Below are 12,038 nucleotides of genomic sequence, written 5' to 3'. Positions count from 1 at the left end.
GAACGCGGTTACCCAGGCTCGCCCGCTGCCCTTAGAGTGGCCAACATGACTTACGACGTCGCGAGGGTTCGGGGCCTGATACCGTCCCTCGGCGACGGTTGGATCCATCTCGACCCGCAGGGCGGAATGCTGGTCCCGGATTCGGTATCTCGTGCTGTATCAACAGGTTTCCGAACCTCTTCGTTTTCCCATATCGGCCGCAATGGCGCCGCCGTTCGCAGTGCCGCGATTCTGGATGCGGCGCGCGAGGCCGTCGCGGATCTCGTCGGCGGTGATCCGGCGGGCGTCGTGCTCGGACCGGACCGCGCGGTTTTATTGGCCTGGTTGGCGGAGTCGCTGAGTTCGCGGCTCGGCCTCGGCACCGGGATAGTGCTATCGCGATTGGATGATGAGGCGAACGTCGCGCCGTGGTTGCGGATCGCGAATCGCTACGGCGCGCATGTGCGCTGGGCCGAGGTCGAGATCGAGACCTGTGAGATGCCGTCATGGCAGTTCGAGGAATTGATCGGCCCGACCGCCCGGCTGGTCGCGCTGACCGCGGCGTCGCCGATCGTCGGTTCGGCCCCCGCGGTGCGGGTCGCGGCGGATCGGGTGCACGAGGTGGGTGGTCTGCTCGTCGCCGATTGCTTCGGCGCTGCGCCCTATGCCCTCATCGATATCGACGATCTGAATGCCGATGTGGTCGCGTTGAGCGCCCCTGCCTGGGGTGGTCCGCAGATCGGCGCGCTGGTTTTCCGCGATCCGGCCTTCCTGGACCGTATTCCGTCGATGTCGTTGAACCCCTATGCCAAAGGCGCCGAACGCCTCGAGGTCGGCGGCCACCAATACGCCCTGCTCGCCGGCCTGACCACCTCCATCGACTTCCTCGCGGGCCTGGACGAGCGCGCCCGCGGCACCCGCCGCGAGCGCCTGGAAATCTCCATCACCTCGCTGCAGGACTACCACGATCAACTCTTCGAGCACCTGATGGACGTGCTCGACAAAATCTCCAACCTGACGGTCATCGGCCGCGCCTCCACCCGCATCCCCACGGTCAGCTTCACCATGGCAGGCATGCAAGCCGAAAAGGTAGCCGCCAAACTCGCCGACGCCCGCATCGGCACCTTGAGCGGTGTCCACGGCGGCAGCCGGTTGTTGGATGCCCTCGGCGTCAACGACGAAGGCGGCGCCGTAACCGTCGGCTTGGCCCCGTACACAACGAATTTCGAGATCGATCAGTTGGGGCGGGCGCTGGCCGCGCTGGAGTGAGTCCCGGGCGCCACCCGCCCTGCTCCGCACGCGAATCCTGTTGAGCGACTCAGTAACGCGCATCAGTCCACATCTTCGCAGTTCAGCGGTATTTGATACGCGCACTGAAGATCGCCCCTCGGGACGAAGAGGTCAGCTGGACGCCGCATTGCGCGGATAGTCTGGTTCGCTCAGTTGCTGGGCTGTCGTCATAACGTTCAAGGTTGCCGAGTTCTCGGCGGCGATTGCGCCTTCGACTCGTTCGACAAGGGTCCGAAAGGCCTTGGTGTTGCCCAAGTGCTCGTACGGTCCTGTTCGGGTACGGAAGTAGACCTTTTCGTGGCCGAGCAGTTGTTCGGTCGACCGGTAATTCTTCCATTGCTCTCGATACTTGAAGACACTTTCGAGCGAAACCGACGCCGCTACAACGAGACTGACCACTGTGACCACGATCGGTGCCCACGCGAATGGGAGGTTGACAAGGGCAGGTACGGTCACGCCGCCGCCCACCGCGAGGACCCGGATCTGCAAATGCCTGGCCTTCATCGTGACGGCTTTCTTGTCGTACCAACCCTGGTACTGCTCCAAGCGATCGGTGATGTAGTCCTCTGGCGCCATCGAAGGCGGGCTCGGCTCATCAGAGCCGAACTGGCTGGAGCCGAGACCTTCGGTAAGAGGCACGCCGCCTATTATCGACGAGCCGTTATGGCCGCGCCTGGAGATTAGAAAAGCCGAGCACCGGTGCGCAGCATAAACCGTTGCGCTCGAGCCGGTTTCGGGCGGGACGGTCGCGGCGAGCGGCTGCGGAGAGCATTGCGGTTCCCAGCACCGGGGAGGGCGTTCGAGAGGGGTCGAAAGGCTCCGCCAATTCGGTGAGATTCGTTGCGAGACAGGATATTTCGCATCAGGCACGACTCGGATCGAAGCTGGGTGGTTGGAGTCGAGCCGAGGTCGTCGGCGCTATAGTCCCCGGCACATCTGTACGGAGAGGACACCCGATGGCTCTTTCACTGCCCGTGACGTATCTGGTGGGAAGCGCCAACGCGCCGACACGACAGATCGCGATGGAGAAATTCGGCACGATGTGGGAGTACCTGCCGTCGTTTCCGGAGGGTGACACGGCTTTTCCCGGTTGGATCATGCCGAGGCTGCGCAGTACCTTCGCGCTTCCTGGAATGCGGAAGGTGAAGGACGGCAATATCGAGTTGGCCTATCCGGGGATGCCCGGTTACGAGTACGCCGGTGAGCATGAGCTCGAGATTCCGCCCGTGCTGCTGGGGTATTTCGACCAAGCCGAGGCTGCCAAGCCGATTCTGGAGCGCATGATCGAGGAACGCGGCAGCAGCAAGAGCTATCAGGCGTGCATTGTCGATCCGTACGATCATGCGTACTTCGCCCTGGGTGAGGCCGGACTCGAGCAGCATTACGAGTCGTTTCGGAAACCGGCGCTGGAAGAGATCTTCGCTATTCATCGGCTGTTCGATGGCGATGTGGTGTTCCAACTCGAGAGCCCCGGGCGCATGTTGACGATCGAAGTGATCGAGTCGGCGCAAGAGCGGGCCGCGAAAGCTGTTGAGCTCGCTTCGGATCTGGCCGCATTCGTGCGCCGGATGCCGGAGGGGGCCCGTGTCACGATCCATCTGTGTCGGGGCGACTGGGAGCACAGCACGTGGCTGAAGCAGATCAACGGGTTCGAGCCGGTTGTGCTCTTGGTCAATGCCATTGTGGCGGCATGGCCCGAGGGCCGGACGCTGCAGGGTATTCATATTCCCCTGGCGGCGGCCGACGTACTGCCGTTCGCCGACGTGGACAATCCCGATATCTATCAGCCGTTGGAGCAGCTGACCCCCGACGCGACCATCTACGCCGGCATCGTGCACGAGAAGGCGAGTGCGGACCATATCCGCTCGGCCTTGACGCAGGCGCGGAAGTATTACCCTCGTCCATTCGGCGGGCTGAGCACATCGTGCGGTATGGCTCGGATGACCGAAGCCGACATGGACCACGCACTGCGATTGCTGACCGATTTGATGGTCACGGCGACCGGTTGATCGGTCCGGATCCGCGCGACGGGCGGATCGTCGACTGGACAGGCGTGGGACGAAGCAAAAGAGATCAATAACGCCTGTCAGTGCGTCGCGGTGTGTCAGAATTCCCCACCCGCCGTTGAGGTTTCGCTGACGTGAGGACCCGAAAGTTCAGGTCGGAATTGCGGAGACGGAGGGATTTGAACCCCCGGTCGCTCTCGCGACGCTCGCTTTCAAGGCGAGTGCATTCGGCCGCTCTGCCACGTCTCCAGGCCAACGAGAGTACCCGTCGCCGTGCGCCGTCTGCCGACGGGTCAGTCGGAGTTGCCGATCTCGTGGTCGACGCGGGCGAAGACCTCGCCGACTATCTCGAGTTGTTCGGGACCGAGCAGGTCGATGAAGTTGCGGCGGACCGCCTCGACGTGACCGGGTGCGGCGGCCTCGAGCCGACGCATACCTTCCTCGGTGAGTTCGGCGAGTACGCCGCGGCCGTCCTCGAGGCAGGTGTTGCGGCGGACCATCCGCTGAGTCTCCAGGCGGCGGATCTGATGGGTGAGTCGGCTGCGGGAGGACAGCACGCCGTCGGCGAGCTCGCTCATGCGCAACGAACGGTCGGGAGCCTCGGAGAGCAGGACGAGGATCCGGTATTCCGCGAGGGTGAGGTCGGAGTCGCGTTGCAGTTGACGGTTCAATGCCGTTGCCAAGCGCTGGTTACCGTCCATATAGGCCCGCCAGGCACGCTGCTGCGACGACGAGAGCCATTCCGGCTCGACGGGCGCGTGACTGCTCGGTTCTGGTTGCACATGCTCCATTCTAAGCGCGCCTGAACTGCGCAAACGCATAACCCAACGGTCCGGCGAAAGACCTGGACACACGACTAATCAAGCCCTGAATCAGGGCATGTGGGTCGACCGGTTCACCGGATTGTTGCGATCAATGAACGGTTGAGCTCGGCTGGGTTCGCGCATCCGGACAGGCCCATAACGGAGTCGAAGTCCGCGAGCAGAACGCGCAGCGCGTGGCGAACACCTGCTCGGCCCGCGATGCCGAGACCGTACGCCCATGGGCGACCGAAGAGCACCGCCTTCGCGCCGAGTGCCAGCGCAGTGAACATGTCCGAGCCGGTGCGGATGCCGGAGTCGAACAGGACGTCCGCGCGGTCGCCGATGCTGGCGGCCACGGCGGGTAGGGCGTCGAGTGCGGCGATGGCACCGTCGACCTGGCGGCCGCCGTGATTACTGACGACCACTGCGTCGGCACCCGCGTCGACCACTTGACGGGCGTCGTCCGGATGCAGGATGCCTTTGACCGCGATCGGCAGATCGGTCCACTCACGCAGGTGGACCAGGTCCGCTGGCCGCAGGGCGTGGTTGCCGAACAGGCCGCTCCAGGTGAGAATCGCGGCTCGCATCGCGTCCTCGCTCTCTTCAGGCGGCGTCGACAGTTTCGCGCGGAAGACCGGATCCGACAGATAGTTGGCAATGCCTTTGCCGTGCAGGAACGGCAGATGTGCGAGCTCGAGATCGCGGGGTCGCCAACCGAGGCTCGGGGTGTCGACGGTGACGACAATGGCCGACGCACCCGCCCGCTCCGCCCGCTCGACGAAGGATCTGGCCAGCTCGTCATCGGCGGGCCAGTACAGCTGATACCACCAGCTACCGGCCCCCGCGCCGACCTCCTCGATCGTGGACGAGGCCGCCGTCGAGAGCACGGTACCGACGCCGAGTTCCTTCGTGACCTCCGCGACGATCACCTCACCACCCTCGTGCAGCAGCTCCAGCACCCCGACCGGCGCGGTCAGCACCGGCGCGGCCAGTCGCGTCCCGAGCACCTCCACCGACAGATCGCGCGCACCCGGCTCCGAGGTGCCGCGCAGCATCCGCGGCACAATCCGGTGCCGGTCGAATGCGGACCGATTGGCCGCCGCAGTACGCTCCCCCGACGCACTTCCCGCCACATACGCGAAGGCTTCCTTGCTCAGCACCGCACGCGCCCGGTCTTCCAAACCCGTAGCCGTCAACGGCAATTCGGGCACCGCGCCATTCAGTCCACCCAGGTAGATCTCGTTCTGGAAGTCGACAAAGCTGCTCACGCCCGGAACGGTAGTACCCCGCATCCATCCCCGCAGGCAGCTCGCCATATTTCCAGCCTGACGACGCCGGACCAGAGTGCGGGACGCCGCACTCCATTTGTGAGCCGCACATTCAGTACCGAGCCTGTTGCCGAATACGCCCAACGGGCGATCGTGACGTCACAGCTGGGGACCACCGGCGAGCATGATCACCTGGCGGCAGTCCATCCAGACGGGTGACCTGTGGCACGACCGAAATCCGCGCTGATTCGGCAACAGGCTCTACCCAGGGTGTGTGCTCGCGAGAAGGGGTGGCCAGCGGGCGGGTCGGGGATGGGGGCAGGATGGGGCGGTGCGCGCTATCGAGTTGAACGGGTTCGGGGGACCCGAGGTGATGGAGTGGGGCGAGGCGGCGGATCCGGTGCCGGGGCACGGGGAGGTGCTGATCGAGGTTGCCGCAGCCGGGGTGAATCGCGCGGATCTGCTGCAGCGGCGAGGGTTCTATCCGCCGCCGCCTGGGGCCAGTGAGGTCATGGGGTTGGAATGTTCGGGGGTCATCGCCGAAGTCGGTGATGGGGTGCGGGATTGGCACGTCGGCGATCGGGTGTGTGCGCTGCTGTCCGGTGGCGGGTACGCGGAAAAGGTTGTGGTTGCCGCGACGCAGGTGCTGCCGGTGCCCGACGGGCTCGACCTGGGTGCGGCGGCCGCGCTGCCCGAGGCGGCTGCGACGGTGTGGTCGAACCTCGCGATGACAGCCGGGCTGGATGCGGGGCAGTTGGTGCTGATCCATGGCGGCGGCAGCGGAATCGGTACGCACGCCATCCAAGTCGCGGTGAGCCAGGGTGCGCGTGTGGCGGTGACCGCGGGGTCGGCGGAGAAGCTGAAGCGGTGCCGCGAGTTGGGCGCGAGCGTCCTGATCAATTACCGCGAGGACGATTTCGTCGCCGCGATCCGCGCCGAAAATGGTGCGGGCGGTCCCGGCGCCGACATCATCCTCGACATCATGGGCGCCGCCTACCTGTCACGAAACGTCGAGGCGCTGGCGCCGCACGGCCGCCTCGTGGTGATCGGCATGCAGGGCGGGGCCACCGCCGAGCTGAATCTCGGTGCGCTGCTGTCCAAATGGGGCACCATCCATGCCAACAACGTCCGCAACCGCCCCACCACCGGCCCCAACAGCAAGGCCGCCATCATCGCCGAACTGAACCGCCACATCTGGCCCCTGATCGCGGACGGCACCATCGCCCCGGTCATCCACGCCGAACTCCCGATCACCGAAGCCCCCGAGGCCCACCGCCTCCTGGACTCCTCCGAAACCTTCGGCAAGGTAGTCCTGAACGTCCGCGACGCCTGACGGCTGGCCTGCGCTGGTCTTCACCCCCGGCGAGGGCATGGCCGTCGAGGGGGCGACGTCTTCCCGCGCAGCCCGCGGAATTGCCCACGAATTGGGCTGTGTCAGGCCAGAATTGACGGATGACCGAGCTCGCGTTGACGACGGATCGGCGGGACGAACTGGCTGCGTTGCTTGGTGATGAGGAGCGGCTTCGGGCTGAGTATCCGAAGGTGGCGGAGTACTTGGATACGGCCCCGATGTTGGCGGGGACGGGGGATGGTCGGGCCGACGCCGCGTTCGATCTGCGGTTCGTGCACTACATGACTGGTGGCCGGTCGGTCAGCGCGAATCCGTACTGGGAGATCGTTGCGCCATCGGTGTCCGAGCGCGAAGGCCGTCGCGTAGTGGACGGCGGTCGGATGAATGGCAGTGTGCGTCTGGGGTTTGCGCAAACAATCTTGCAGGCCGCCTATGCGTACGCCATCCCGTCGCCCGAGACGATTGCGTGGCTGAATCAGTTTGCCGATGGCCGCAAGGTGGTCGAACTGGGGGCCGGGCGCGGGTATTGGGCGGCGCAGCTGACCGAAGTGGGAATGGGCGTCGACGCGTACGACTCCGAGCCGCCGGACAAGACGGAGAACATGTCGTTTTTCGGTGCAGCCGGTCAGTCGGACGTGTGGCATGGCATCGGGGATCTCGATGAGTTCGCTGCGCGTCCGAGCGGCGGCTCCGATGCTGTGCTGTTCCTCTGCTGGCCGCCGGGGTGGGGCAACCCAATGGCGTCGGACGCGCTTGCCGCGTTCGAAGCTGGAGGTGGTGAACGGCTGGTCTACATCGGAGAGCCGAAGGACGGAAAGACCGGTGACGACGCATTCTTCGATGGACTCGCCGCGCGCTGGAAGCTGAACTCCGAAGACACGCAGTTCGTTTCGTGGTGGAACCTGGCCGACCGTGCACAGGGTTGGGTCCGGCGCTGATCTCTGCGTGCGTCTGCAGGAATCAATTCACCGTAGGAACGACAAACCCGTCGACGATCTCTAAGTCGCGTCGGATGGCCTCATCAAGGTCGAGGTATTGCTCGCTGGTAGTGGGCTGAGGCTGTGACCCATGCCAGCTGACAGTCACACGATCTCCAAAGGCCGAATGGGCACTAAATAAGAGCGCGACCGAAAGGAGGCGAACCCGCCGCCGAACCCAGCCGGGGGCGAAGCCCTCCGGGTGGGGGTGTGGGGGTTTCACCCCCACAAACACGACGAAACGAGCACCAGCTCACGCTCTCCGTGAGCATGAGCCGGTGACGAGTGAAGTGCGCCCGAAGGGATTCGAACCCCTAACCTTCTGATCCGTAGTCAGATGCTCTATCCGTTGAGCTACGGGCGCATGCCTGTGTTCAGTTGTATAGTCCCGGTGAACCGGGGTGTGGCGGAGGCGAGAGGATTTGAACCTCCGGTCCCCGTGAAGGGACAACTCATTAGCAGTGAGTCCCATTCGGCCGCTCTGGCACGCCTCCTGGAGCCTTCTCTTCGAGGGCACCGGTCCTTTCGAACCGCCGAACAGGAAGGTTACAGTAGCCGACGTCCAGATCGCAAAACGCCAGGTAATCACCGAAGATTGCTGTCGAACCAGTCGAAAATCCGGGTTTGGGAATCGATGAGTTCGAAGTCTTCGTCGCCGCCGGGGCGGTCGGCGCGGTGGTGCAGGCCCGGATAGGTCACCACGAGGCTGGCGACCGCGGCGCGGGCGGCGGCGTCCCGGAGTTGATCCACGTGGGTGGCCGGGGTGTCCGGGTCGTCGGCGCCGAAGAGTCCGAGCCATGGCGCCTGCAGATTGGGGGCCGCGCGGATGAGGGCATCGGCCTCGTCGGTGAGCGGTTCGACGATGCCGGATGCGGCGACACTGACCGCGGCGCCGACGGGGCGATTGGTCGCCACCAGGAAGGCTGCGGTGCCCGCGTGGTCGAAGCCGAGCACGCCGATGCAGTCCGGGAAGACGCCGCGGCGGGTGAGCCAGTCGAAGCAGGCGTCGAAATCGTCGAAGAGTTCGTCGCCGAAAACCTCCTGCGCCGGCTCGCCGTCGATGCGATGGAACAGATTGGGCGCGACCACCGTCCAGCCCTCGGTCGCCAGGGCTTTCATGAGTTCCAGCAATGACCCGGTGAACTCCTGGGCCTCGTGCAGCACCACGATGCCGCCGCGCGCATTGCCCTCCGGCTCGGCCACCGTGATGGGCACCTGGGCGCTGGCGGTCCGAAGTCGATCGTCGGTCGATGATTGTGGGTCCGAACCGGAAATGATTTCGTCGCGACTACGTAGCGGCGCAATATCGTCGTAAATGCCCGACATGAAACAAGGGTAGGTGGATCTGCTGATCTTCGCGAGAAATTGCACGTGAGCGGCCCTGACATCCAGATTTTCCGGACCCGGCATATGGTTGAACGGTGACAGCGCACATCCGGCCGGACCTCGATTCGATCCCGGCGTACGTCCCCGGCCGCAACCATCTGGGCGCGGTCAAGCTCGCCAGCAACGAGACCACCTTCGGTCCGCTCCCGTCCGCCGCGAAGGCCATTGCCGAGGCCGCGGAATTGGCGAACCGCTACCCGGATAATCAGGTCACCGAGTTGCGCGCGGCGATTGCGGACTTCCTCGGCGTCTCCTCGGCGAACGTCGCGGTCGGCTGCGGCAGCGTCGCGCTGTGTCAGGAACTGGTGCAGATCACCTGTGACGCACCGACCGACGAGGTGCTGTTCGCCTGGCGATCCTTCGAGGCGTATCCGATTGTCACCCAGATCGGCAATGCGACCGCCGTGCAGGTGCCGCTCACCCCGCAGCATGTGCACGATCTGGATGCGATGGCCGCCGCGGTCACCGAGCGCACCAAGTTGATCTTCGTCTGCAATCCGAACAACCCGACCGGCACCGCGGTCGGCGCGGCCGAGTTGGTCCGCTTCCTGGACGCGATCCCGGAGCATGTGCTGATCGTGCTCGACGAGGCCTATTTCGAATACATGCGGCTGACCCCTGAGCAGCGTCCGAACGGTGTCGAGCTGCGGCGCAATCGGCCCAATGTCGTTGTGCTGCGGACCTTCTCCAAGGCGTACGGTCTGGCGGGGCTGCGCGCGGGTTATGCGGTCGGCGATCCGGCGGTGATCAACGCGCTGATGAAGGTGCACATCCCGTTCAGCGTGAACCGGGTCGCGCAGGCGGCCGCGATCGCCTCGCTGGAGGCGCGGCACGAGCTACTCGACCGCACCGATAGTCTCGTCGTCGAACGCGATCGGGTGCGCGACGCACTGCTCGCGGCGGGCTACGAGGTGCCGCCGAGCGAGTCGAACTTCCTGTGGCTGCCGCTGGGCGAGCGCAGCGCCGAATACGGTGAGGTGAGTGCGGAGGCGGGGGTGCTGCTGCGGCCGTACGGCATCGACGGTGTGCGGGTGACCACCGGTGATCCGCACGAGAACGAGCAGTTCCTGCGGTTCGCGACCGATCCGGATGTGTTGGCGCGCTTCGGAATCGGCTAAACGCCCAACGCCCGCGAGATCGTCGGCCAGGACAGACCCAACTCGTCGGCCCAGTACGGCCACGAGTGTGTCCCGGTAGCGCGGAAGTTCGCGGTCACCGGAATCCCGAGCGCGGTGAGTCGATCGGCCAGCCTGTGGGTGCACATATTGGTCGCGGCCTCCAGCGGACCGCCGAATCCGATGGTGCTGACCAGATCCGGATTGTTCGGGGTGTCGTATTTGCCGGGTAGTCCGCTGCCGACCGACAGATAGATCGCCTTGCCGCGCAACGCTTCCGCGTGCAGCAGCACGTCATGGTCGAGCCAGGCGGAATCGTGCTGATCGCCGAACATATTGTCCGGTCCGCCACGGTAGGTCGCGACCACCGCGCGGGCCTGCGCCTGTCCGAGGTCGGTGCCCATGGAGAAGCATCCGCTGTGCGCGGCCACCGCCGTGTACAGCTTCGGCTGCCGGAAGGCCAGCATCATCGCGGCCTCGGCGCCCATGGAGACGCCTATGACGGCATTGCGTCCGTTGCCGTTGAACTTCGCATCGATCAGCGGCGGGAGTTCCTTCGTCAGGAAGGTCTCCCACATATTGGTGCCGAGCACCGGGTCCGGGCGCTGCCAGTCGGTGTAGAAGCTGGCCGGTCCGCCGACCGTCAGCACCACGTTCACGTCTTTGTCTTCGAAGAATTTGTCGGCGTGCCCGAGTTCGGTCCAGTTGTTGCTCTCCGCCTCGGCACTGCGCCCATCGAGCATGTAGACGGTCGGCCGCGGATGGTTCTGCTCACGCGGCAGCAACACCTGTACCTCGACGGCGCGACTCATCGCGGGTGAATTCACCCACACCCGCAGCCACCGGTCGTTGATGGGCACGATCCGATCGATCGAAGCCTGCGTCACGCCGGGGACGGTCGGCTCCGCGGGGGACGGACCATCCGCCGAGCCGGTGTTCGGGCGGGGCTGATCGCCGGGCGCTGCTAGTACCGGGGGTGGGCCGAACACCGCCGCACCGGCAATCAGTGCGACGCTAACGATGGCGCTGGAGACCCAACGCCGCACCTCGCGCCGAGACAGCATGGCGCCCATCCTGCCAGAAATGCGAATGTAGGCACGCAAACCATAAACATGCCGGACGGTATGTGGCATGAGGCGCTCGGCCTGGCTACTTCGTGGCAAGGTCACCTTGCCAGCGGCGTTCCACTCCGGCGAAGCGCCATATCACTGCTGCCACCAACCCAGGTCGCCACGAACAGAACAGTCCGACCGGAAACATCTGCCACGGTTTCTCGACCAGCCGCACGACCGGCGCGAGCACCCGGTTCAACGGGCCCCGGCTGTCCAGCTCGCGCTCGAGCTGCGCCTCGTCGAAGTCCGCCTTGCCGCATCTGGCGGAAGACGCGCCAAATGCCGAGTAGCGAGGCCAGATTCAGCAGACCGATGACGATCAGGAAGGTGCCCGAGATGCTGGTGCCCCATAGCCCGGTCCACTGCTGCAGCCTCGAATCCTGGTTCTCCAGATTCGCCGCCAGCGTCCGCACTTCGAAGGCCGGCAGCGCGACCAGAATGAACACCACGCTGGAATGGCCGAGCGCGAACCAGAAACCGACCGTGTGCACCTTGTGCTTGCCGTTCTCCGCCACCAACTTTCGAGTGGTGTTATCGATCGCAGCAATGTGGTCGGCGTCGAAGGACTGCTGGACGAACCGTTCGTGCAACGGTACTTCGCACGCAACGTACAGGTCGGTCGGGTTTCGGGCGGATCGGCAAACAGTTGCCAGTGCCCGGCAGATTTCGAACAGGCATTACGTCGAATTCGGGCACACGGCCAGCACACCGGTCTTAGGCTGCTGTGCGGGCGTTTTCAGGCGTCGATTGG

General features: G+C 65.0%; 10 protein-coding genes, 3 tRNA genes and 1 pseudogene. 5 read left to right on the top strand and 9 right to left on the bottom strand.

From position 1 onward, the window contains the following. Nucleotides 1-45: 45 nt before the first annotated feature. Nucleotides 46-1,248 carry a cysteine desulfurase-like protein gene (locus tag OIE68_RS31055; protein ID WP_327094544.1) on the top strand — a complete coding sequence of 401 codons (1,203 nt, stop codon included), beginning with the start codon at nucleotides 46-48 and terminating at the stop codon, nucleotides 1,246-1,248. A 132-nt stretch (nucleotides 1,249-1,380) separates the two neighbouring features. On the opposite strand, the gene OIE68_RS31050 is transcribed toward OIE68_RS31055, so the two are convergent. Beyond that, nucleotides 1,381-1,908 carry a DUF4231 domain-containing protein gene (locus tag OIE68_RS31050; protein ID WP_327094543.1) on the bottom strand — a complete coding sequence of 176 codons (528 nt, stop codon included), beginning with the start codon at nucleotides 1,906-1,908 and terminating at the stop codon, nucleotides 1,381-1,383. Nucleotides 1,909-2,225: 317 nt separating this feature from the next. On the opposite strand from OIE68_RS31050, the gene OIE68_RS31045 reads away from it, so the two are divergent. After that, on the top strand, nucleotides 2,226-3,278 hold the full coding sequence (locus tag OIE68_RS31045) for a hypothetical protein (protein WP_327094542.1): 1,053 nt from the start codon (nucleotides 2,226-2,228) through the stop codon (nucleotides 3,276-3,278). Nucleotides 3,279-3,439: 161 nt separating this feature from the next. On the opposite strand, the gene OIE68_RS31040 is transcribed toward OIE68_RS31045, so the two are convergent. From OIE68_RS31040 to OIE68_RS31030, 3 genes are all read right to left on the bottom strand, one after another. Further along, a tRNA-Ser gene (locus OIE68_RS31040) sits at nucleotides 3,440-3,524 on the bottom strand. Nucleotides 3,525-3,568: 44 nt separating this feature from the next. Further along, nucleotides 3,569-3,976 carry a MarR family winged helix-turn-helix transcriptional regulator gene (locus OIE68_RS31035; protein WP_306306451.1) on the bottom strand — a complete coding sequence of 136 codons (408 nt, stop codon included), beginning with the start codon at nucleotides 3,974-3,976 and terminating at the stop codon, nucleotides 3,569-3,571. 194 nt (nucleotides 3,977-4,170) lie between these two features. Next, complete coding sequence (locus OIE68_RS31030; RefSeq protein ID WP_327094541.1) at nucleotides 4,171-5,370, bottom strand: lactate 2-monooxygenase; 1,200 nt, start codon at nucleotides 5,368-5,370, stop codon at nucleotides 4,171-4,173. A 307-nt stretch (nucleotides 5,371-5,677) separates the two neighbouring features. Here OIE68_RS31030 and OIE68_RS31025 point away from each other — a divergent pair, with 307 nt between their 5' ends. Together OIE68_RS31025 and OIE68_RS31020 are read left to right on the top strand one after the other, a co-directional pair. Next, nucleotides 5,678-6,679 (top strand): NAD(P)H-quinone oxidoreductase, encoded by a 1,002-nt coding sequence (locus OIE68_RS31025; RefSeq protein WP_327094540.1) that lies wholly within the window; start codon nucleotides 5,678-5,680, stop codon nucleotides 6,677-6,679. Between the two features lie 119 nt (nucleotides 6,680-6,798). Beyond that, on the top strand, nucleotides 6,799-7,635 hold the full coding sequence (locus tag OIE68_RS31020; protein WP_327094539.1) for a hypothetical protein: 837 nt from the start codon (nucleotides 6,799-6,801) through the stop codon (nucleotides 7,633-7,635). 330 nt (nucleotides 7,636-7,965) lie between these two features. Here OIE68_RS31020 and OIE68_RS31015 read toward each other — a convergent pair. The 3 genes from OIE68_RS31015 to OIE68_RS31005 form a co-directional block, all read right to left on the bottom strand. Beyond that, nucleotides 7,966-8,038: transfer RNA gene (locus OIE68_RS31015), tRNA-Arg, on the bottom strand. Nucleotides 8,039-8,078: 40 nt separating this feature from the next. Then, nucleotides 8,079-8,168 (bottom strand) — tRNA-Ser (locus OIE68_RS31010). 91 nt (nucleotides 8,169-8,259) lie between these two features. Beyond that, nucleotides 8,260-9,000, bottom strand: a complete 741-nt coding sequence (locus tag OIE68_RS31005) for a dienelactone hydrolase family protein (RefSeq protein WP_327094538.1) — start codon at nucleotides 8,998-9,000, stop codon at nucleotides 8,260-8,262. A 95-nt stretch (nucleotides 9,001-9,095) separates the two neighbouring features. Here OIE68_RS31005 and hisC point away from each other — a divergent pair, with 95 nt between their 5' ends. Beyond that, entirely contained in the window at nucleotides 9,096-10,178 is a 1,083-nt protein-coding gene (hisC, locus tag OIE68_RS31000; protein ID WP_327094537.1) for a histidinol-phosphate transaminase, read from the top strand. Here the strand turns inward: hisC and OIE68_RS30995 are convergent. Further along, nucleotides 10,175-11,239: an alpha/beta hydrolase family protein gene (locus OIE68_RS30995; protein WP_327094536.1), complete on the bottom strand. Its 1,065-nt coding sequence runs from the start codon at nucleotides 11,237-11,239 to the stop codon at nucleotides 10,175-10,177. The two genes, hisC and OIE68_RS30995, sit on opposite strands and share 4 nt — an antisense overlap. A 178-nt stretch (nucleotides 11,240-11,417) precedes the next feature. Continuing rightward, a pseudogene (locus tag OIE68_RS30990) lies at nucleotides 11,418-11,862 on the bottom strand (HoxN/HupN/NixA family nickel/cobalt transporter); the annotation flags it as partial. Between the last annotated feature and the right edge of the window lie 176 nt (nucleotides 11,863-12,038).

Origin of the sequence: Nocardia vinacea (assembly GCF_035920345.1) — a bacterium.
Taxonomy (GTDB): domain Bacteria; phylum Actinomycetota; class Actinomycetes; order Mycobacteriales; family Mycobacteriaceae; genus Nocardia; species Nocardia vinacea_A.
Note: the sequence above shows the minus strand (reverse complement) of the source record. Positions and strands in the feature narration are given on the sequence as shown.